Source organism: Ramlibacter sp. P4_H7, assembly GCF_056400765.1.
The window spans coordinates 111,607-130,902 of sequence record NZ_JBFUKP010000006.1; the positions used below are offsets into that span (position 1 = coordinate 111,607).

At 67.9% G+C, this 19,296-nt stretch carries 21 protein-coding genes and 1 tRNA gene; 14 read left to right on the top strand and 8 right to left on the bottom strand.

All coding sequences use genetic code 11. The features are described from left to right. The first annotated feature begins 102 nt into the window (after nt 1–102). A complete protein-coding gene (locus AC1DSA_RS10820) occupies nt 103–777 on the top strand; it encodes a hypothetical protein (protein WP_477888906.1) in 675 nt (224 codons plus the stop codon). A 44-nt stretch (nt 778–821) separates the two neighbouring features. Here the strand turns inward: AC1DSA_RS10820 and AC1DSA_RS10825 are convergent, their stop codons facing one another. The 3 genes from AC1DSA_RS10825 to dnaQ all read right to left on the bottom strand — a co-directional run bounded on the left by AC1DSA_RS10825 (nt 822) and on the right by dnaQ (nt 2,861). Further along, nucleotides 822–1,643 (bottom strand): DUF5677 domain-containing protein, encoded by an 822-nt coding sequence (locus tag AC1DSA_RS10825; protein WP_477888908.1) that lies wholly within the window; start codon nt 1,641–1,643, stop codon nt 822–824. A 402-nt stretch (nt 1,644–2,045) separates the two neighbouring features. Further along, nucleotides 2,046–2,120, bottom strand: a tRNA-Val gene (locus tag AC1DSA_RS10830). Nucleotides 2,121–2,144: 24 nt separating this feature from the next. Continuing rightward, the gene (gene dnaQ, locus AC1DSA_RS10835; RefSeq protein ID WP_477888910.1) at nt 2,145–2,861 is read right to left on the bottom strand and encodes a DNA polymerase III subunit epsilon; all 717 of its coding nucleotides are present in this window, start codon (nt 2,859–2,861) and stop codon (nt 2,145–2,147) included. Between the two features lie 22 nt (nt 2,862–2,883). Between dnaQ and AC1DSA_RS10840 the strand changes: the two genes are divergently transcribed. The 13 genes from AC1DSA_RS10840 (at nt 2,884) to AC1DSA_RS10900 (ending at nt 15,575) form a co-directional block, all read left to right on the top strand. After that, nucleotides 2,884–3,639, top strand: a complete 756-nt coding sequence (locus AC1DSA_RS10840; protein ID WP_477888912.1) for an SDR family NAD(P)-dependent oxidoreductase — start codon at nt 2,884–2,886, stop codon at nt 3,637–3,639. A 92-nt stretch (nt 3,640–3,731) separates the two neighbouring features. Continuing rightward, nucleotides 3,732–4,532: a GntR family transcriptional regulator gene (locus AC1DSA_RS10845; protein WP_477888913.1), complete on the top strand. Its 801-nt coding sequence runs from the start codon at nt 3,732–3,734 to the stop codon at nt 4,530–4,532. 21 nt (nt 4,533–4,553) lie between these two features. Then, nucleotides 4,554–5,768: an ABC transporter substrate-binding protein gene (locus AC1DSA_RS10850; protein ID WP_477888915.1), complete on the top strand. Its 1,215-nt coding sequence runs from the start codon at nt 4,554–4,556 to the stop codon at nt 5,766–5,768. A 20-nt stretch (nt 5,769–5,788) separates the two neighbouring features. Next, entirely contained in the window at nt 5,789–6,661 is an 873-nt protein-coding gene (locus AC1DSA_RS10855) for a branched-chain amino acid ABC transporter permease (RefSeq protein WP_477888917.1), read from the top strand. Beyond that, nucleotides 6,658–7,677 carry a branched-chain amino acid ABC transporter permease gene (locus tag AC1DSA_RS10860; protein WP_477888919.1) on the top strand — a complete coding sequence of 340 codons (1,020 nt, stop codon included), beginning with the start codon at nt 6,658–6,660 and terminating at the stop codon, nt 7,675–7,677. Before AC1DSA_RS10855 ends, AC1DSA_RS10860 begins: the two co-directional genes overlap by 4 nt. Continuing rightward, nucleotides 7,670–8,431, top strand: a complete 762-nt coding sequence (locus AC1DSA_RS10865) for an ABC transporter ATP-binding protein (protein ID WP_477888921.1) — start codon at nt 7,670–7,672, stop codon at nt 8,429–8,431. Before AC1DSA_RS10860 ends, AC1DSA_RS10865 begins: the two co-directional genes overlap by 8 nt. Next, on the top strand, nt 8,428–9,141 hold the full coding sequence (locus AC1DSA_RS10870; RefSeq protein ID WP_477888922.1) for an ABC transporter ATP-binding protein: 714 nt from the start codon (nt 8,428–8,430) through the stop codon (nt 9,139–9,141). The genes AC1DSA_RS10865 and AC1DSA_RS10870 overlap by 4 nt, the downstream gene beginning before the upstream one ends. Before the next feature lie 6 nt (nt 9,142–9,147). Continuing rightward, on the top strand, nt 9,148–10,122 hold the full coding sequence (locus AC1DSA_RS10875) for a tripartite tricarboxylate transporter substrate binding protein (RefSeq protein ID WP_477888924.1): 975 nt from the start codon (nt 9,148–9,150) through the stop codon (nt 10,120–10,122). Then, nucleotides 10,119–11,384 (top strand): 3-isopropylmalate dehydratase large subunit, encoded by a 1,266-nt coding sequence (locus AC1DSA_RS10880; RefSeq protein ID WP_477888926.1) that lies wholly within the window; start codon nt 10,119–10,121, stop codon nt 11,382–11,384. Before AC1DSA_RS10875 ends, AC1DSA_RS10880 begins: the two co-directional genes overlap by 4 nt. Next, complete coding sequence (locus tag AC1DSA_RS10885) at nt 11,381–11,881, top strand: LeuD/DmdB family oxidoreductase small subunit (RefSeq protein ID WP_477888928.1); 501 nt, start codon at nt 11,381–11,383, stop codon at nt 11,879–11,881. The genes AC1DSA_RS10880 and AC1DSA_RS10885 overlap by 4 nt, the downstream gene beginning before the upstream one ends. Beyond that, complete coding sequence (locus AC1DSA_RS10890) at nt 11,878–13,353, top strand: dihydroorotase (protein ID WP_477888930.1); 1,476 nt, start codon at nt 11,878–11,880, stop codon at nt 13,351–13,353. Before AC1DSA_RS10885 ends, AC1DSA_RS10890 begins: the two co-directional genes overlap by 4 nt. A gap of 11 nt (nt 13,354–13,364) precedes the next feature. Beyond that, nucleotides 13,365–14,711 (top strand): FAD-dependent oxidoreductase, encoded by a 1,347-nt coding sequence (locus tag AC1DSA_RS10895; RefSeq protein ID WP_477888932.1) that lies wholly within the window; start codon nt 13,365–13,367, stop codon nt 14,709–14,711. Between the two features lie 3 nt (nt 14,712–14,714). Continuing rightward, complete coding sequence (locus AC1DSA_RS10900) at nt 14,715–15,575, top strand: isocitrate lyase/PEP mutase family protein (protein ID WP_477888934.1); 861 nt, start codon at nt 14,715–14,717, stop codon at nt 15,573–15,575. A 159-nt stretch (nt 15,576–15,734) separates the two neighbouring features. Here AC1DSA_RS10900 and fdx read toward each other — a convergent pair whose 3' ends face one another. The 5 genes from fdx to iscU form a co-directional block, all read right to left on the bottom strand. Next, complete coding sequence (gene fdx / locus AC1DSA_RS10905) at nt 15,735–16,073, bottom strand: ISC system 2Fe-2S type ferredoxin (protein ID WP_477888936.1); 339 nt, start codon at nt 16,071–16,073, stop codon at nt 15,735–15,737. A gap of 5 nt (nt 16,074–16,078) precedes the next feature. Then, nucleotides 16,079–17,938 carry a Fe-S protein assembly chaperone HscA gene (gene hscA / locus AC1DSA_RS10910; RefSeq protein WP_477888938.1) on the bottom strand — a complete coding sequence of 620 codons (1,860 nt, stop codon included), beginning with the start codon at nt 17,936–17,938 and terminating at the stop codon, nt 16,079–16,081. 19 nt (nt 17,939–17,957) lie between these two features. Next, on the bottom strand, nt 17,958–18,476 hold the full coding sequence (gene hscB, locus AC1DSA_RS10915; protein WP_477888940.1) for a Fe-S protein assembly co-chaperone HscB: 519 nt from the start codon (nt 18,474–18,476) through the stop codon (nt 17,958–17,960). A 100-nt stretch (nt 18,477–18,576) separates the two neighbouring features. After that, a complete protein-coding gene (iscA, locus tag AC1DSA_RS10920; RefSeq protein ID WP_477888942.1) occupies nt 18,577–18,900 on the bottom strand; it encodes an iron-sulfur cluster assembly protein IscA in 324 nt (107 codons plus the stop codon). Nucleotides 18,901–18,905: 5 nt separating this feature from the next. After that, the gene (gene iscU, locus AC1DSA_RS10925; protein ID WP_477888944.1) at nt 18,906–19,292 is read right to left on the bottom strand and encodes a Fe-S cluster assembly scaffold IscU; all 387 of its coding nucleotides are present in this window, start codon (nt 19,290–19,292) and stop codon (nt 18,906–18,908) included. Nucleotides 19,293–19,296: the final 4 nt, after the last annotated feature.

Below are 19,296 nucleotides of genomic sequence, written 5' to 3' on the forward strand. Positions count from 1 at the left end.
GCCACTTAGCTCAAAAACAACCGTTGGACCGCCGGTGCGCATCTGAAATATCGTTGTTCGCACCTGGAACTTTGGGGCATGCAAATGGGATTGAGATGGAACATGGGAGCCACACGCGATTTGGTGCGGCAAGTCCACGGCGACAACCAGCTGAAACTCGCCAGCCCCAGCATCAACTCCTTGCACGGGCGACTGGAGTTTGCCCAGATTCACTACGGCGACGCCAAGGCTCTCCTGTCTTCCAAGCTCACGGACCGCGACCTCATGGAGGTGCTTTTTCTCGATGAGGACGGAGGAGAGCTACACCCGCGCATCTCCGCATATGTCACTGCTGCACTTCAGAGCCTTCATGCCATCGAGGACACTGCCGCCCACGCGGTGTATTACAGCTTGGCCCTCAACAAGGCACCGAAGCCGCTGTCCGAGAGTGCAGTTCGCGGGGAGAGTGTCCTGGAGCTGATTGCCAAGGAACCCGCGTACGCGGGCGTGCGTGATGTACTTGCCGATCTGGATCACAGCGTCGAGGCAGATCACCTCGACGCGCTGGTCAACATCAGTAAGCACCGGAACATCGTACGGACGTCTATCAACCAGGACTACACAGGCCAACGCGCCGAGCGCAATATCGTCTTGCTTGAGGCCGTCCAGTACAAAGGCAAGTCATTTCCCGAGGTCACGGTGAGTGACTTCATGTCGGCACAGTTCGCCCGGTGCAATCTGCTCATCGTGAAGCTGGGGAACGAACTCAACGCCGTGCTTTCTGCGGCGAGACCCTAGCGATACGACCACGGTCCGCCCGCGCCATACCCGCGCCCCTTCAGCTACTTGCCGCCGGAGCCAGCATTCTTCGCACCGGGTATCGGGCGCGCCTTGCACAGCTCATCGAATCGTGAGCGAAGCGCTTCGGCCTGGCTCTCGAGCTCCGGTCGAGCGAAGAGGCTGGCCAACGGCCTTCCGCATTCGATCAGGATCGGCGCAGCAACGATAAGGGCTTGACCCAACTGGTAGAAGTCCGGCCCCATCTGCAGTTTGATGGTGTCCCCTTCGGACACCACCATGCGCAGCAGCGCCCCCAGCGTTGGGTGAGCCGAGAAGCCCGAACTGCCGCGATACAAGGAGTCGTAGTAATGGCTCAGGCCTGCGCTCTCCGCGGCCTTCTCCATGCTGATCGAGTCGCCCTTCAGCAGCGTGTTCGCCTCCAGGTCTTTCACGACCTCGGGGGCGAGTACTGCGCCCTTCTGCACGTGCACCAGCAACTTCTTTGCATGCGTTGCAAGGTGGCGGTGGTGGTCGCTCTCTAGTGCCTTCGCATGCCTCTCGGGTTCCTTGGCCAACGCCCCGAGCTGGAATACGCATTCCAGACCGGTTCTGCTCATCGCTTCGCTCTCCACGCACATGCCGCGCCGCGCAAGTAGCACGGCCGCCTGAAACGAATTCAGCGCCTTCACGAAGAGCAACGCCCCAGCCACCTGCCCGGCCTTTGACTTCCTAGGCTGAAGGTTCCAGGCGACTTCCATGCCCCAGCGGTTCACCGCTTCGCACGTGTCGAACAGCTCGGGCTCAAAGGACCGGATCTCGGCGAGGATATTCGCCGGGCACTCGGTCAGGAACCCTTCTGCTTTGAAAAATTCGTCAACATTCACCGCCAGCCTTCCATAGTGCCATCGCGCATCGCGGCAGCCCACGAACTCAGACACTGCCGCGTCGCGCCGGATTCGCCAAGTGCCCGAATCGGCGGCGAGAGGCGCAGCTCAAACTCCCTGGCCCTATTTCTCTACGTAGTGGTCAGGGACACCTTCCCACGTAGAACATGTCCGGTCAGCCTCCCGAAGGAACGTGCGGTACAGCACGCGCGCATCGAACTCAGCGTCGGGAAGCAAAAGCTGCACCGCACGCGCGAGAGCCGGCGTGAGCTCGTGCCCAAATGGTCAAGGACATCTTCGATCTTCACGCGAGCCATTCGGACCTTCTTGGACACCTATTGGACACCGGAAAGAAAAAAGGCACTCGCCATGACGCTAAGTGCCTGATTTTTCTCGGAATTCTGGTGGGTGATACATGGATCGAACATGTGACCCCTGCCGTGTGAAGGCAGTGCTCTACCGCTGAGCTAATCACCCATTTCCCTCGCGGGAAGCCCGCAATTATGCCACAGGCGAAATGACCAGCTGACGCCAGACTGTCTTGCCGCCGGAGGCCTTGTCCAGCTGCTTCAGCACCTCCTCGTGCGCCGCCGCCTCCTGGTCGTTGGCCAGTAGCACGGGCAAGGTGAACTGCCGCAGGTCCACCCGCGTCACGATGGCGCCCACGGCGCCCGCATCGGCCTCGTCGATCAGCAGGGCATCCTGGCCACGCGTGAGGTTGATGTACACGTCGGCCAGCAGTTCCGCATCCAGCAGGGCGCCGTGCAGCGTCCGGCCGGAGTTGTCCACGCCCAGCCGGTCGCACAGCGCGTCCAGGCTGTTGCGCTTGCCGGGGTACATCTCCTTGGCCATCCCCAGCGTGTCGGTCACCTTGGCCACGTGGCCGGTGAACGCATGCCGGCCCAGCAGGTCGAGCTCCTTGTTCAGGAAGCCGACGTCGAAAGCAGCGTTGTGGATGATGATCTCGGCGCCGGCCACGTACTCCATCAGCTCGTCCACGACCGCCCCGAACTTGGGCTTGTCCCGCAGGAATTCGTTGCTGATGCCGTGGACCTTCAGCGCGTCCTCGTGCGAGTCGCGCTCGGGGTTCAGGTACCAGTGCTTGTTGTTGCCGGTCAGCTTGCGGGCCACCAGCTCCACGCAGCCGATCTCGATGATGCGGTCGCCGCTTTCTGCGGACAAACCCGTGGTTTCGGTGTCGAGGACGATCTGGCGCATCGCCGGGATTATGCTTGAGCGCATGTTCGACCTGACCGACAGGATTGCGCTGGTCACCGGCGGAAACGGCGGCATCGGCCTGGGCATGGCGCGGGCCATTGGCCAGGCCGGCGCCACGGTGATCATCGTGGGCCGCAACGCGGAAAAATCCGCGGCGGCGTTGCGCGAACTGCAGTCGCTCGGCGTGCGCTCCGAGTCCGTGCTGTGCGACGTGGCGCGCGAAACCGAGGTGCAGCGGCTGTTCGCCGGAATCCAGGAGCGGCATGGCCGCCTGCACATCCTGGTCAACAACGCCGGCAGCACCGTGCGCAAGGCGCCGCAGGACTTCAGCCTCGCCGACTGGAACCAGGTGATGGACGTCAACCTGACCAGCGCCTTTCTCTGCGCCCGATCGGCCTATCCGCTGATGGTCGCGGCCGGCGGCGGCAAGGTGATCAACATCGGCTCGATCCTGTCGATCTTCGGCGCGCCCTACGCGCCGGCCTACTGCGCCAGCAAGGGTGGCATCGTGCAGTTCACCAAGTCCCTCGCGCTCGCCTGGGCGAAGGACGGCATCCAGGCGAACGCCGTCCTGCCGGGGTGGATCGACACCGACCTCACGGTCGGTGCGCGCCAGCAAGTATCTGGCCTCAACGAACGCGTGCTGGCCCGCACTCCGGCCGGACGCTGGGGCACGGCGCAGGACCTCGCGGGAATCGCCGTCTTCCTGTCCAGCGCCGCCAGCGACTTCGTCACCGGCGCGGCGATCCCGGTGGACGGCGGCTACTCGGCCGCCTGACCCAACCACTGGCCAGCGGCGGCGCAGTTTCCGATTTGTCCCATCAAATGTCCCATTGACAGGACAATGGAACCGCCTGACGATCCGCTGCCATGGCGGACACCCTCCCCCTGCCCAAGTACCACCAGATCTACCTGGTGCTGCGTGAGCAGTTGCATGAGGGCCGCTTCGCCCAGGGACTGCCGGGCGAGCTGGCGCTGATGCAGCAGTTCGGGGTGGCTCGGGTGACCGTGCGCCGCGCGCTGCAGGAGCTCGCCGGCGAAGGGCTGATCGCGCGCGAGCGCGGCCGCGGCACCCGCCCTCTCGGGGCTGCGCGGGGCAGCGCGGACGAGCGCAAGGCCACGCCCCAGGTCAACACCACGCGCCTGACGGGCTTGCTGGAAAACCTGGTCAGCACCAGCCTGAACACCACCGTGCGGGTGCTGGAAGTCACCAGCGTGGCGGCCCACGGCGAGGTCGCGCAGGCCCTGCAGCTCGCCGCCGGCGTGTCGGTGCAGAAGGCGGTGCGCGTGCGATCGACGCGCGAAGGCCCGCTGTCGCACATCACGACCTGGGTGCCGGGCGACTTGGCGCGCCACTTCGGCAAGCGGGAACTGGCGAAGAAGCCGATCCTGGTGCTGCTGGAGGAATCCGGCGTCCGCGTGGGTGGCGCTCGCCAGACCATCTCGGCCAAGCTCGCCGACGGCCAGGTCGCGTCCCACCTGGGCATCGCCGTGGGCTCGGCGCTGCTCGCCGTGCGCCGCCTGATCCATGACGAAAACGGCCGGCCGGTGCAGTGGCTGCACGGCCTGTACCGGCCCGACCGCTACGAGTACCAGATGCAGCTGTCCCGCGTCGGCGACATCGACGCCAAGGTGTGGGTCAGCCGCGAGTTGTCCGCGCAGTTCCACTGAAACGCCAAAGGAGAACGAACGATGAGTGCACCCTCCCTCAACCGCCGCCGCTTCGTCGTGCAGACGGGCGCAGCCGCCACCGCGCTGGCTTTCCCGCTCGTGGGCGGCGCCCAGCCGAAGTCCGTCCGCGTGGGCGTGCTGCATCCGGTGACCGGCGCGCTGGCCTATTCGGGGCAGCAGTGCCGGGAGGGCGCGCTGATGGCGATCGAGGACATCAACAAAGCCGGGGGCATCAAGGCTCTGGGCGGGGCGAAGATCGAGGCGCTGCTGGGCGACGCGCAGTCGACGCCGGCGGCAGGCACGGCGGAAGTGGAGAAGATGAACGAGGCGGGCGTCAGCGCCATCGTCGGCGCCTACGCCTCCGCCATCTGCCTGGCCACCACCCAGGCGGCGGCCAAGTACAACCTGCCCCACATCGTCGACGTCGGCGTGGCCGACCAGATCGTGGAACGCGGCCTGAAGAACACCTTCCGCTTCGCGCCCGGCTACAAGAAGTGCGCGGAGATCGCGCTGGCCAACCTGCACGTGCTGAACACGGCGGCCGGCAAGCCGGCCAAGACGGTGATGATCATCCACGAGGAGTCGCTGTTTGGCACCGGCACCGCCAACCTGCTCGCCCGCGAGCTGCCCGGCTACGGCTACGAGGTCAAGGAAGTCATCAAGCACGCGAACCCCACGCGCGACTTCAACAACATCGTGCTGCGGATGAAGGCGGTGAATCCCGACATCGTGATCCCGGCCAACTACTACAACGAGTACGCCCTGCTGGTGCGCACCATGCAGCAGCAGAAGGTGACGCCCAAGGCGATCTATTCCGTGCTGGGCGGCGCCGCCTCCAGCTACAAGTTCGTCAAGGAATTCCCGCAGGCCGCCAACGGCATCATCGACTGCAACCACTGGTTCAATCCCCGGGACAAGCGCAGCCTGGACCTCAAGAAGCGCGTCGAAGCCAAGAACCTGTTCTACAGCTACGAGGTGTTCCTCACGTACACGGCGATGCGCCTGCTGGCGGACACGCTGGAACGCGCCAGGTCGGCCGACCGCGCCGCCCTGATCGGCGCGCTGGAGACCAGCACGTTCAGCGACCACTTCCTGCCCTACGGTCCCACCAAGTTCGTGAACGGGCAGAACACGGGCGCGCAGCCGCTCATGACGCAGGTGCTGGACAACGACATCAAGGTGATCGTGCCGCGCGAATACCGGCAGGCGGATCCCGTCTTCCCGCTGAAGGCCTGAGCGCGCGCACCGGGACGGCCATGTTCGATGTCGGCATCCTGTTCCCGGCCGTGCTCAACGGGCTCACCACCGGCGCGGTGTACGCGCTGGTGGCCCTGGGCCTCACGCTGATCTACGGCGTGCTGCACATCATCAACTTCGCGCACGGCGCGGCGCTGATGATGGCGCTGTACGGTGTCTATTTCCTCAAGCAGGCCTTCGGCATCGATCCCTACCTGGCGCTGCTGCCCATGGTGGCGGTCATGTTCGCGGCGGGCTACGCGCTGCAGCGCGGCATCGTCAACCGCGCCAGCCACGGCAAGGACGAGAACATCCTGCTGGTCACGCTGGGCCTGTCCATCGTGCTGGAGAACATCGCGCTGCTCGCCTTCAAGTCGGACACGCGCACGATCGAGACCTCCTACACCCTGGCGACGGTGGCGATCGGCCCGGCCATGATCGCCGTGTCCAAGCTGGTGGCGTTCGCCGGCGCGGTGGTGACGTCGGCGGTGCTGCTGTGGATCGTGCGCAGGACCGACCTGGGCCGCGCGATCCGCGCAGTCGCGCGCGAGAAGCAGGGTGCGCGGCTGGTCGGCATCGATGTCGACCACGTCTACGCCATGAGCTTCGGGATCGGCCTGGCCTGCCTGGGCGCCGCCGCGTGCTTCCTGCTGCCCGCGTACTACGTGAACCCGCTGGTGGGCAATGGATTCGTGCTGGTGGCCTTCACCATCGTGGTGCTGGGCGGCATGGGCAGCTTCGCGGGGGCGCTGGTGGGCGGGCTCCTGATCGGCGTGGTGGAGTCCCTCGGCGGGCTCTGGTTCGGCGAGTCGCTGGGGCAGATCGGCATCTTCCTGCTGTTCATCGCCGTGCTGCTGTTCCGCCCGCAGGGGCTGTTCGGGGCCAAGGCATGAGCACGCCCTCTCCCATGCGGGACCTGGTGCAGGTCGCGGTGTTCGCGGCCGTCGTGGGCGGGGTCGCCTTCACGGCGCGGTCGGGCGTGGTGCTGAACTTCGCCATGATGGCGCTCTACGGCTGCCTCATGGCCCAGGCGTGGAACGTGCTCGGCGGCTACGGCGGCCAGTTCTCCTTCGGCCATGCGCTGTTCTTCGGCACCGGCGCCTACGCGCAGGCCATCGCGCAGCTGCAAGGCGGCTTCAATCCCTGGATCGCATTGCCGCTGGCGATCGCGGCCGCCGCGCTGGTGGGCCTGTTCATCGGCGCCCTGTCCTTCCGCTACGGCCTGAAGGGGTCCTACTTCGCGCTGGTCACGCTCGCCTTCGCCGAGGTGTTCCGCATCCTGTCGCTGTCGGTGCCTTTCACCGGCGCCGGCGTCGGGCTGATGGTCCCGCTGAAGGAAGGCGTGGCCAACATGCAGTTCGGCGACCGGCGGGGCTTCGTCGGCCTGGCGCTCGCCCTGGTGGTGTGCGGCCTGCTCTTCACCACGTGGCTGCGGCATTCGCGCTTCGGCGCCTGGCTGCAGGCAGTGCGCGACAACGAGGACGCAGCGCGTGCCGTGGGCGTGAATCCCTTCCGCGTGAAGCTCGGGGCCATCGTCGTCTCGGGCGCCTTCATGGGCGCCGCGGGCGCCCTGTACGTGCAGGTCTTCCAATACATCGATCCCGGCATCGCCTACGGACCCCACACGTCGGTGGAAGCGCTGGTCGCCGCCATCGTCGGCGGGCTCGGGACGCTGTGGGGTCCGGTGCTGGGCGCGCTCGTGCTGCACCTGCTGGCCGACTTCACCCGCAGCCTGTTCGGCGCCCTGCCCGGCATCAACATGATCATCTACGGCGCGGTGCTGATCCTCATCGTGATGTTCGCGCCGCGCGGGTTGCTTGGAATCGGGCTGTCGGTGCGACGGCTGTGGTCGCGCCAGGCCGCGGCGAAGAGTGCCGGCGCCCAACCCCGGGAGGCCACCGGTGGCTAGCCCCTTGCTGCGTCTCCAGGGCGTGTCCAAGTGCTTCGGCGGCCTGGCCGCCGTGCAGGACGTGTCGCTGGAACTGGCTGCCGGCAGCCTGAGCGCGCTGATCGGCCCCAATGGCGCGGGCAAGACGACCCTGTTCGCACTGATGTCGGGCTTCCTCGTGCCCGATGCCGGAAGGATCGAATTCGCCGGCGCCGACATCACCGGCCAGCCGCCGCACCTCAACGCGCGCCGCGGCATGACGCGCACCTTCCAGATCGTGCAGCCCTTCGCCGCGCAGACCGTGCGCGAGAACATCGCCGTGGGCGTGCACCTGCATTGCGCCGGACGCACCGCAGCGCTCGACGAGGCCGAGCTGGTGGCGCAGCGGGTCGGCCTGGCGCCGCAGCTGGACCGGCCCGCGGGCGAGCTGACGGTGGCGGGACGCAAGCGACTGGAGCTCGCCCGTGCCCTCGCGACGCGCCCACGGCTGCTGCTGCTTGACGAAGTGCTGGCGGGATTGAATCCACAGGAAATCTCCGAGATGGTGCCGGTGGTGCGGGACATCGCGCAGGGCGGCGTCACGGTGCTCATGATCGAGCACGTGATGCAGGCGGTGATGCATCTCGCTTCCCACGTCTGGGTGCTCGCGCAAGGACAGCTGATCGCGGCCGGCACGCCCGGCGAGGTGACGCGCGACCCCCGCGTGATCGAGGCCTACCTCGGCCATGGCACCGCGGAGCGCCTGGGACGCCTCGCGCGCAAGGTGGCGGCATGAGCGACGCCCTCCTTTCGGTACGCGGCTTGCGCAGCGGCTACGGCGCCGTGGAAGTGCTGCGGGGCATCGACCTGGACGTGCGCGCCGGCGAGATCGTGGCGCTCCTCGGCAGCAATGGCGCCGGCAAGAGCACCTTCAACCAGACCGTCAGCGCCATCGTCCCGGCCCACGCCGGCACCGTGCACTTCGACGGGCGCGACATCACCCATGCGCACTACCGCGACGTGGTGGCGGCGGGACTGATCCACGTGCCGGAAGGCCGGCGGATCTTCCCCAACCTCTCCGTGCTGGAGAACCTGGAGCTCGGCTCCTTCGCACGCGCCCGCGCGAACCGCGCGTTGAACCTGGAGCGCGTGTTCACGATCTTCCCGCGGCTGAAGGAGCGCACAGCCCAGCTGGCCGGCACCATGAGCGGCGGCGAGCAGCAGATGCTGGCCATCGGCCGCGGCCTCATGGGTGAGCCGCGCCTGCTGATCCTGGACGAGCCGTCGCTCGGGTTGTCGCCGCTGCTCGTCGAAGAACTTTTCGGGCTGATCGCCCGCCTGCACGCGCAGGGACTTGCCATCCTGCTCGTGGAACAGAACGTGGCGCAGTCGCTGGAGATCGCGCAACGCGCGTACGTGATGGAGAACGGTTCGATCCAATTCTCCGGCACGAGCGCCGAACTGCTGGCGACCGACCGCCTGCGCCAGGCCTACCTCGGTGTCTGAATTGAAATGAAGCCGTCCCCCTCCCTCCTCACCCGCCGCGCGCTGCTGCTCGCGGCCACCCTCGCCGGCGCCGGCGCCGTCCAGGCGCAAGGCAACGCCGCCGCCGTCCGCATCCTGGTCGGCGCTCCTGCCGGCGGCACCACCGACACCATGGCCCGGGCACTCGCGACCGAACTGGGGCGCGCCCTGGGCCGGGTCGTGGTGGTGGAGAACCGCCCCGGAGCCGGCGGCAACATCGCCGCCGACATGGTCGCCAAGGCGCCGCCGGACGGAAACACGCTGCTCATGAGCTTCACCAGCCATGCGATCAACGCGAGCCTGTATCCCAGCCTTCCGTTCGACCCGGAAAAGGACTTCACGCCGCTCACGATGGTCTCGACGACGCCGGCGCTGCTGGTCGCGCATCCCTCCCTGCCGGCCAACAACCTGCGCGAACTGATCGCGCTGGCCAAGGCGAAGCCGGGCAAGCTCAATTTCGCGATCGGCGCCCTGGGTTCCTCGGTGCACCTGGCGGGTGAGGCCTTCAAGATGATGTCCGGCACCTACATCGTCAACATCCCGTACAAGGGGACGGCGCCGGCGATCCAGGACGTGCTCGCGGGCCAGGTGGAGATGATGTTCGCCAACGTGGGCAACGCGCAGGCCCATGTGCGCGCCGGCAAGCTCAAGGTGCTGGGCGTCACGAGCCCGAAGCGGCTGCCGCAGTTCCCGGACGTCCCGGCCATCGCCGAGGTGCTGCCCGGCTACCAGTCCAGCGCGTGGTTCGGCCTGTTCGGGCCGGCCAGGATGCCGCCCGAACTGGTCAAGCGGATCAGCGATGCGGCGCGCCAGGCGATCGGCTCGGCCGAAGTGAAGAAGCGCATCGAGTTCGAGGGGGCCACGCCGGTGGGCAACACGCCCGAGGAATTCGGGCGCTACGTGCACGAGGAGATCGTGCGCTGGGCCAAGGTCGTCAGGTACTCCGGAGCCAAGCCGGAATGAACACGCCCCAGTCCCTCGCCCAGAAGCTGATCGCGCGCGCGGCCGGCCGCGAGGAAGTGGCCGTGGGCGAAATCGTCACCTGCCAGGTGGACCTGGCGATGTTCCACGACTCCTCCGGGCCGCGCCGGCTGCAGCCGATGCTGGAGCAGCTCGGCGCGATGATCTGGGACAAGAACAAGGTGGTCCTGGTCATGGACCACTACGTGCCGGAACGCAACGAGGATGCGCGCCGCATCGTTCGCATCGCACGCGACTGGGCCCGCGACCAGAAACTGCCGCACGTGTACGACTCGGTGGGCATCTGCCATGTCGTGGTGCCGCAGCACGGGCACCTGAGGCCGGGCATGTTCTGCGTGGGCGGCGATTCGCATTCGCCCACCGGCGGCGCCTTCGGCACCTACATGTTCGGCGTCGGCAGCACCGAGATGCTCGGCGTGATCACAACGGGGGAAATCTGGGTGCAGGTGCCCCGGACGATCCGCATGCGCTGGTACGGGCGCCTGCGTCCTGGCGTGACGGCCAAGGACATGATGCTGGCGATGATCGGCCGGTTCGGCATGAACGGCGGCGCCTACCAGGCGGTGGAATTCTGCGGCGAGGCGGTGCGTGCGCTGCCGATGCACGAGCGCATGACGCTATCGAACATGAGCGCGGAGCTCGGAGCGCAAGTCGGCCTGATCGCACCGGACGAGATCACGCGCGAGTGGCTCGAGGCCCACGGTGCGCGCGACGTGGAGACCACGCGCTGGTTCTCCGACCAGGGCAGCGTGCAGGAGGAGCACCGCTTCGAAGGCAGCGCGCTCGCGCCGCAGGTGGCCGCGCCCTTCAGCCCGGCGAACGCGGCCGATGTCTCGCAGTTCGCGGGCAAGAAGATCCAGGCCGCCTACATCGGCGCCTGCACCGGCGCCAAGCTGGAGGACCTGCGTTTTGCCGCCCGCGTGCTGCGCGGCAAGCAGGTGGCGGCGGGCGTGCGACTGCTGGTCGCCCCGGCGAGCCACACCGACCGGGACACCGCCGAGCGCGAAGGCACGCTGCAGATCCTGGTGGACGCCGGCGCCCAGCTTCTGCCCAGCGCCTGCGGCATCTGCGCCGGCTATGGCGACAGCTTCGCCGCCAACGAAACGGTGATCTCCAGCACGGCCCGCAACTTCAAGGGGCGGATGGGCCCGCCGAGCACGCAGGTCTATCTCGCTTCGCCCTACACCGTCGCCGCTTCCGCCGTGGCCGGCCACATCATCGATCCGCGCGAGGTTCTCGCATGAGCGCCGCTGACCTGCACCGCGTCTGGCGCGTCGGCTCGGACGTGGACACCGACGCGCTGGCTCCCGGCACGTGGATGCAGCATGGCGTGGACGTGATCGCGCAGCACTGCCTGGAGTCGCTGCGTCCGGATTTCGCCAGTGGCGTGCAGCCGGGTGACGTGCTGGTGGCCGGGCGCAATTTCGGCATTGGCTCGTCCCGCGAACAGGCGGCGGCCGCGCTGCGCCACCTGGGAGTGGCGGCGGTGATCGCGCCCTCGTACTCCGGCCTGTTCTTCCGCAACGCCTTCAACCTCGGGCTGATGCTGCTCACCTGCCCGGGCTGCGACGTGATCCACGAAGGCGAGAAGATCGCCTTCGACCCACGCGCCGGCACTGTCCTGCGCCAGCACGGGCAGACGCTCCCGGCCGAACCGATTCCCGCCTTCCTGCTCGACATGATCGATGCCGGCGGGCTGCTGCCGCAACTGCAAACCCGCTTCCAGACGAGGACGACATGACCGCTCCCCTGTACGACCTGCTGATCAAGAACGTGCGCGTGGTGCGCCCCCACGGCAACGTGGTGCACACGGGCGACATCGCCATCCGCGACGGCAAGTTCGCGCGCGTCGCACCGGGCCTCGACCCCGCATCGGCCAGGCAAGTCCAGGACGGCCGCGGGCTGCTGGCCTTCCCCGGCGTGGTGGATGCCCACATGCACAGCGGCATCTACTCGCCGCTGGCGGAGGACGCGGTCAGCGAGTCCAAGGCCGCCGCCATGGGCGGCGTGACCTCCAGCCTCAACTACTTCCGCACCGGCCAGTACTACCTGAACAAGGGCGGGCCCTACGCGGATTTCTATCCCGAGGTGCTGGAGGTGTCGAAGAATCGCTTCCACGTGGACTACGGCTACCACCTGGCGCCCATGGACGCGAAGCACATCGAGGAGATTCCCATGCTGATCGACAAGCATGGCGTCTCCAGCTTCAAGATCTTCATGTTCTACGGCTCGCACGGGTTGCACGGGGCAAGCGATTCGCAGCGCCAGTTCCTGATGATCGGCGAGGACCAGCGCTACGACTACGCGCACTTCGAATTCATCATGCGCGGCATCCAGGCAGCGCGCGAGCAGATGCCGGAACGCGCGCACCAGATCTCCCTGTCGCTGCACTGCGAGACGGCGGAGATCATGACGGCGTACACCAAGATCGTGGAGAAGGACGCCTCGCTGAAGGGCTTGGCCGCCTACAGCGCATCGCGCCCGCAGCACTCGGAAGGCCTGGCGGTGTTCATCGCCAGCTACCTCGCCAACGAGACGGCGCTGCCGAACATCAACCTGCTGCACCTGAGCTCGCGCAAGGCGGTTCAGGCGGCGCTCATGATGGCCGACGTGTTCCCGCACATCGACTTCAAGCGCGAAGTGACCATCGGCCACCTGATGCTGGACATCACGTCGCAGGCGGCGGAGCTCGCGAAGGTGAATCCGCCGATCCGCCCGCGCGAGGACGTGGAGTACCTCTGGCAGGCGCTGCTCGCGGGCGAGCTGGACTGGGTGGTGTCGGACCACGCCTGCTGCCGGCACGAGACCAAGGTGCCCAAGCACTACTTCGGCAACATCTGGATGGCCAAGAGTGGCTTCGGCGGCACCGAGTACCTGCTGCCCTCGCTGGTGAGCGAAGGCACGCGGCGCGGGATGGACTACAACCACATGGCCCGCGTCACCAGCTGGACGCCGGCGCAGCGCTTCGGCCTCAATCGCAAGGGCGACATCGCCGAAGGCTACGACGCCGACCTCGCGCTGGTCGACCCCGCGAAGACCTGGACCATCCATGCCAAGGAATCTCCCTCGACGCAGGGCTACACGCCCTTCGAGGGGCTGGAGCTGTCGGCGCGCGTGGAGGCCACCTTCCTGCGCGGCGAGCAGATCTACGCCAACGACCGCGGCGTGATCGGCCAGCCCCGGGGCCAGTACCTCTTCCGTCCCACCGCCTGAGGACCATGGCCATGGCCAGCACGCCGAACGTGGTGCGGGCGGAAAGCCTGTCGGCGCCCGTGCACGTACCCGTGGCCATCGTCGGCGGCGGCGCCTGCGGGCTGATGGCGGCGATCGCCCTGCGCGATGCCGGCATCGAGTGCGTGGTGCTGGAGCGCGATGCCACGCCCAGCGGCTCCACGGCGCTGTCCTCCGGCTTCATCCCCGCGCCCGGCACGCGCGTCCAGGCAGCGCAGGGCATCGTCGACGGCGTGGAGGGCTTCGCAGCGGACCTCACGCACAAGGCCAGGGGCACGGCGGCACCGCACCTCGTACGCGCCTATGCCCAGGCGGTGGGGCCCGCGCTCGATCGCCTCGGCGAGCATGGCCTGGAGTTCGAGGTGCTCTCCAGCTTCCTCTATCCCGGGCATGGCGCCCATCGCATGCACACGCTGCGGGAACGTACCGGCGCCGCCCTGGTCGCGGCCCTCCATGGGGCGGCCCTTGCTGCCGGGGCCGACGTCCTGACCTCGGCGCGTGTCGTGACGCTCTGGACCGATCCCTCGGACCGCATCCTCGGCGTCGGCGTGGAGCGACCCGGCGGCGCGGTGGAACACATCGCCTGCGACGTGCTCGTGCTCGCCTGCAACGGCTTCGGCGGCAATGCGCAACTGGTGCGCGACTGGTTGCCGGAGATGCGGGACGCCATCTTCGCGGGCCACGCCGGGAACGACGGCAGCGCCATCCTCTGGGGACAGGCGCTGGGCGCCGCCGCGGCCGACCTGGGCGGCTACCAGGGACACGGGTCCTGGGTCGTGCCCCAGGGCGCGCTGATGACCTGGGCCGTGATGATGGAAGGCGGCGTGCAGCTCAACGCCCGCGGCGAACGCTTCCATGACGAGACGCAGGGCTACTCGGAGGCCGCCGTCGACGTGCTCGCGCAGCCGGGCGGCATCGCATGGAACGTCTTCGGCAACCGGCAGCTGGCGCTGGCGCGCGAGTTCCCCGATTTCCGCGAAGCCGAAGCCGCCGGAGCCCTGCGCACCGCAAGGGACCGCGACGCACTCGCCGCCATCGTCGGTTGCGCTCCGTCCGCGCTGGCGCCGGAGATCGCCCGCTTCGGCCCGCCCTTCCACGCGGTGCGCGTGACCGGCGCACTGTTCCACACCCAGGGCGGGCTCGACATCGACGCGCAGTGCCGCGTGCGCCGCGGCGACGGCACGCTCTTTCCGAACCTGCTCGCCGCCGGCGGCGCCGCGCGCGGTGTCAGCGGCAACGCGGTGTGGGGTTATCTCTCCGGCAACGGCCTGCTCAGCGCCATCGCCGGCGGCTGGATCGCCGCGCACACGGCCGCCGGCCAGCTGGCCTCACGAAAGTAGTTCATGCCCTCTTCCCTCAAGCCCCTGCTCGCCCGACCGCAACCCTTGCTCGCACCGGGCGTCTATGACGCATTGAGCGCGCTGGTCGCCGAACAGGCCGGCCTCGAGGCGCTCTATCTGTCCGGCGCTTCCATTGCCTACACGCGCCTGGGCCGCCCGGACATCGGCCTGACCACGGCGACCGAGGTCGCGCACACGCTCGCCCACATCACGGATCGCGTGCGCCTGCCGGTGATCGTGGACGGGGACACCGGTTTCGGCAACGCGCTCAACGTGCAGCGCACGGTGCGCGACTTCGAGCGCGCGGGCGCGGCCATGATCCAGCTGGAAGACCAGGGCTTCCCCAAGCGCTGCGGCCACCTCGATGGCAAGACGGTCGTGCCGGTGGCGGAAATGTGCGGCAAGCTGCGCGCGGCACTGGATGCGCGCCGCAGCGCCGACACCCTCATCCTCGCGCGCACGGATGCCGTGGCGATCGAAGGACTGGAGTCCGCCCTGGACCGCGCCGGTCGCTACCTGGAGACCGGGGTGGACGCCCTCTTCATCGAGGCCTTGCGCAACCCCGAGCAGATGCGCGCCGCCTGCGGCCGCTTCGCGTCGCGCGTCCCCCTGCTGGCCAACATGGTGGAAGGCGGCAAGACGCCGATCCTCAGTGCCCGCGAGCTGGGGCAGTTCGGTTTTCGCATCGTCATCTTCCCGGGTGGCACGGCGCGCGCGGTGACGCACACGCTGCAGCGCTATTACGGGACGCTGCACCGGGACGGAACGACCGCGGCCCTGCGCAAGGAGATGCTGGATTTCGACGGGCTGAACGCCGTCATCGGCACGCCGGAGCTGCTGGCGACTGGGAAGAACTACGAGTAGGCGCTGTCACTTGCAGATCTGGGGTTCGCCTTCGGGCTCACCGCCAGCCTACCGGCCCCTTCAAGACGGTCCCGTCTCTCTTGGGAAGGCGGGTGGAGCCAGATGCGGCTCGTTCGTAGGCTGGGGTGAGCCCGAAGGCGAACCCCAGCGTTCACCGCGTCAGTGCTTTTCCTTGGCGTGGTTGATCGAGTACTTCGGAATCTCGACCACCAGGTCCTTCTGCTCCAGGATCGCCTGGCAGGAAAGGCGCGAGTTCGGCTCCAGGCCCCAGGCGCGGTCCAGCATGTCCTCCTCGTTCTCGTCCATCTCGTTGAGCGAGGCGAAGCCTTCGCGGACGATCACGTGGCAGGTGGTGCAGGCACAGCTCATGTCGCAGGCGTGCTCGATGGCGATGCCGTTGTCCAGCAGCGCCTCGCAGATGGAGGTGCCCGCGGGCGCCTTCACCTCGGCACCGTTGGGACAGTATTCCGGATGGGGCAGGATCTTGATGACGGGCATGGGACTCAGATGGCCTCGAGGTTCTTTCCTGCAAGGGCCTTGCGGATGCCCTCGTTCATGCGGCGGGCGGCGAAGGCCTCGGTGCCCCTGGCCAGCGCCTGCACCGCGGCTTCGATCACGGCGGCATCCGTGCTCGCTCCTGCGGTTTCGCGCAGCGTGGCCATCAACGCCTCGATGTCGAGGCGCTCCTGTTCGTCCAGCAGGTCGCGGTCGGCGTCCAGTGCGCTCTGCGTGGCGATGATCATGCGCTCGGCATCCACCCTGGCCTCGGTCAGCGCACGGGCCTTCATGTCGGCCTCGGCCGTGGTGAAGCTTTCCCGCAGCATCGTCGCGATCTGCTCGTCGGACAATCCGTAGGAGGGCTTCACGTCGATGCGCGCCTCCACCCCGCTGCCCTGCTCGCGCGCCGACACGTTCAACAGGCCGTCGGCGTCGACGGTGAAGGTGACGCGGATGCGCGCCGCGCCCGCCGCCATGGGAGGGATGCCGCGCAGTTCGAAGCGCGCCAGGCTGCGGCAGTCCGCCACCAGGTCGCGTTCGCCCTGCACCACGTGGATGGCCATCGCCGTCTGGCCGTCCTTGAAGGTCGTGAAGTCCTGCGCCTTGGCGGTCGGGATGGTCTCGTTGCGCGGCACGATGCGTTCGACCAGGCCGCCCATGGTCTCGATGCCCAGCGACAGCGGGATCACGTCCAGCAGCAGCAGTTCGCCTTGCGGGTTGTTGCCCGCCAGCTGGTTGGCCTGGATGGCGGCGCCCAGCGCGACGACCTCGTCGGGATTCAGGTTGATCAGTGGTTCGCGCCCGAAGAAATCGCCCACCGCGCGGCGCACCTGCGGCATGCGGGTCGAGCCGCCCACCAGGACGACGCCCTTGACTTCGTCCTTGGCCAGCTTCGCATCGCGCAAGGCCTTGCGCACGGAACCCATGGTGCGCGCGGTGAGATCGCCCGTCTCCAGCTCGAAGTCCTTGCGCGAGACGCGAACCTCCACGGTGCGGCCACCCGCGGACACCGGCACGTTGACCGCGTCCTGCTGCGACAGCTGCTCCTTGACCCGCCTGGCCAGCATCTTGATGGCCGCCTTTTCGGACGGCGACTCCGGCGCGATCCTCGCCTGGTGCAGCAGCCAGTCGGCCAGCGCCTGGTCGTAGTCGTCGCCACCCAGCGCGGAGTCGCCGCCGGTGGCCACCACTTCGAACACGCCCTGCGACAAGCGAAGGATGGAGATGTCGAAGGTGCCGCCGCCCAGGTCGTACACGGCGTAGACGCCTTCGCTGCCGTTGTCCAGGCCATAGGCGATGGCGGCGGCGGTCGGCTCGTTGATCAGGCGCAGCACGTTGAGGCCGGCCAGCTGCGCGGCGTCCTTGGTCGCCTGGCGCTGGGCGTCGTCGAAGTAGGCCGGGACGGTGATCACCACCCCGTACAGGTCGTCGTTGAAGGTGTCTTCCGCGCGATGGCGCAGCGTGGCGAGGATTTCCGCGCTGACTTCCACGGGCGACTTCTCGCCTTCGCGCGTGTGCAGCGTGACCATGCCCGGGTGGTCGGCAAAGCGGTACGGCAGCTTGGCGCGGTTGGCGATGTCGGCCAGGCCGCGACCCATGAAGCGCTTCACCGAAGCGACCGTGTTCTCCGCATCCTCGGCCTGCGCCGCGTGCGCGTCGAACCCGATCTGGCGGCGACCCCCGCCGAGGTAGCGCACGACGGAGGGCAGGATGACCCGTCCTTCGGCATCGGGCAGGCACTCGGCGATGCCGTTGCGCACGGCGGCCACCAGCGAATGCGTGGTGCCGAGGTCGATGCCGACGGCGATGCGGCGCTGGTGGGGGTCGGGCGAAGCGCCCGGTTCGGAGATCTGCAGCAGGGACATGGTGATTCTTCTGGGGCCGCTATTGTCCCAGTTGCGCGAGGCGCGACTCCACGTCCTGCGCAAAGCGCTCGATGAACATGAGGGCTCTCACCTGCTGCGCCGCGGCGGCAGCGTCGCCGTCCACGTCCAGCAGCCGCTCGATGTCCGCCAGCATCTCCTTGCGGCGCGCCAGGACGTGGTCGGACAGCGCTTCCAGCGCTTCCTCGCCATCGGCATCGTCCAGGGCCTCGCGCCATTCCATCTGCTCCATCAGGAAGGCGGGCGGCATGGCGGTGTTGCTGTGGGCGTCGATCGGCGCGCCCAGCAGCTCGCACAGGTAGGCCGCGCGCTTGAGCGGGTCCTTCAGGCGCTGGTAGCCCTCGTTGATCCGCACGGACCACTGCAGCGCCGCGCGCTGCGCGGTGTGGCCCTGCGCGGCAAAGCGGTCGGGGTGGGCTTCGCGCTGCAACTCCTTCCAGCGCTGGTCGATCTCGGGGCGTTCCTGCGCGAACCGCTGCGGCAGGCCGAAGAGCTCGAAGTCGCTGTAGTGCAGATTCATGTTCAGGGAAGGACATCCAGGGCCACCGCGGAACCGGCTTTGCCGGGCCGCCGGTGGCGCCCCCTCGAGGGGGAAGCGCCGCAGGCGCTTCGGGGGTGGGTCACACCCTGAAACTTTCTCCGCAGCCGCACCGGTCGCGCTCGTTCGGGTTGTTGAACCGGAAGCCTTCGTTCAGGCCCTCGCGCACGAAGTCCAGTTCGGTACCGTCGATGTACGCCAGGCTCTTCGGGTCCACCAGCAGCTTGACGCCGTGGTTCTCGAAGACGATGTCCTCGGGCGCCAGGTCGTCGACGTACTCCAGCTTGTAGGCCAGGCCGGAGCAGCCGGTGGTTTTCACGCCCAGGCGCACGCCAACGCCCTTGCCACGTTTGGCAAGGTAGCGCGTCACGTGCCGCGCCGCGGCTTGGGTCAAAGTCACTGCCATTGCCTTCAGTTCGCGTGCTTCTTCTTGTAGTCGTCGACGGCCGCCTTGATGGCGTCCTCGGCCAGGATGGAACAGTGGATCTTCACCGGCGGCAGCGCCAGCTCCTCGGCGATCTGGGCGTTCTTGATCGAAGCGGCCTGGTCCAGCGTCTTGCCCTTCACCCATTCGGTCACCAGCGAGCTGGAGGCGATGGCGGAGCCGCAGCCGTAGGTCTTGAAGCGCGCGTCCTCGATCACGCCGGTCTGCGGGTTCACCTTGATCTGCAGCTTCATCACGTCGCCGCAGGCGGGGGCTCCGACCATTCCGGTGCCGACGCTCTCGTCCCCCTTCTCGAAGGAGCCGACGTTGCGGGGGTTCTCGTAGTGCTCAACGACTTTCTGCGAATAGGCCATGGTG

What these genes read in the sequence shown, in the direction of transcription:
- AC1DSA_RS10820 (WP_477888906.1), top strand. Translation starts at nt 103, where the DNA reads ATGGGAGCCACACGCGATTTGGTGCGGCAAGTCCACGGCGACAACCAG.
- dnaQ (WP_477888910.1), bottom strand. Translation starts at nt 2,861, where the DNA reads ATGCGCCAGATCGTCCTCGACACCGAAACCACGGGTTTGTCCGCAGAA.
- AC1DSA_RS10840 (WP_477888912.1), top strand. Translation starts at nt 2,884, where the DNA reads ATGTTCGACCTGACCGACAGGATTGCGCTGGTCACCGGCGGAAACGGC.
- AC1DSA_RS10845 (WP_477888913.1), top strand. Translation starts at nt 3,732, where the DNA reads ATGGCGGACACCCTCCCCCTGCCCAAGTACCACCAGATCTACCTGGTG.
- AC1DSA_RS10850 (WP_477888915.1), top strand. Translation starts at nt 4,554, where the DNA reads ATGAGTGCACCCTCCCTCAACCGCCGCCGCTTCGTCGTGCAGACGGGC.
- AC1DSA_RS10855 (WP_477888917.1), top strand. Translation starts at nt 5,789, where the DNA reads ATGTTCGATGTCGGCATCCTGTTCCCGGCCGTGCTCAACGGGCTCACC.
- AC1DSA_RS10860 (WP_477888919.1), top strand. Translation starts at nt 6,658, where the DNA reads ATGAGCACGCCCTCTCCCATGCGGGACCTGGTGCAGGTCGCGGTGTTC.
- AC1DSA_RS10870 (WP_477888922.1), top strand. Translation starts at nt 8,428, where the DNA reads ATGAGCGACGCCCTCCTTTCGGTACGCGGCTTGCGCAGCGGCTACGGC.
- AC1DSA_RS10875 (WP_477888924.1), top strand. Translation starts at nt 9,148, where the DNA reads ATGAAGCCGTCCCCCTCCCTCCTCACCCGCCGCGCGCTGCTGCTCGCG.
- AC1DSA_RS10880 (WP_477888926.1), top strand. Translation starts at nt 10,119, where the DNA reads ATGAACACGCCCCAGTCCCTCGCCCAGAAGCTGATCGCGCGCGCGGCC.
- AC1DSA_RS10885 (WP_477888928.1), top strand. Translation starts at nt 11,381, where the DNA reads ATGAGCGCCGCTGACCTGCACCGCGTCTGGCGCGTCGGCTCGGACGTG.
- AC1DSA_RS10890 (WP_477888930.1), top strand. Translation starts at nt 11,878, where the DNA reads ATGACCGCTCCCCTGTACGACCTGCTGATCAAGAACGTGCGCGTGGTG.
- AC1DSA_RS10895 (WP_477888932.1), top strand. Translation starts at nt 13,365, where the DNA reads ATGGCCAGCACGCCGAACGTGGTGCGGGCGGAAAGCCTGTCGGCGCCC.
- AC1DSA_RS10900 (WP_477888934.1), top strand. Translation starts at nt 14,715, where the DNA reads ATGCCCTCTTCCCTCAAGCCCCTGCTCGCCCGACCGCAACCCTTGCTC.
- fdx (WP_477888936.1), bottom strand. Translation starts at nt 16,073, where the DNA reads ATGCCCGTCATCAAGATCCTGCCCCATCCGGAATACTGTCCCAACGGT.
- hscA (WP_477888938.1), bottom strand. Translation starts at nt 17,938, where the DNA reads ATGTCCCTGCTGCAGATCTCCGAACCGGGCGCTTCGCCCGACCCCCAC.
- hscB (WP_477888940.1), bottom strand. Translation starts at nt 18,476, where the DNA reads ATGAATCTGCACTACAGCGACTTCGAGCTCTTCGGCCTGCCGCAGCGG.
- iscA (WP_477888942.1), bottom strand. Translation starts at nt 18,900, where the DNA reads ATGGCAGTGACTTTGACCCAAGCCGCGGCGCGGCACGTGACGCGCTAC.
- iscU (WP_477888944.1), bottom strand. Translation starts at nt 19,292, where the DNA reads ATGGCCTATTCGCAGAAAGTCGTTGAGCACTACGAGAACCCCCGCAAC.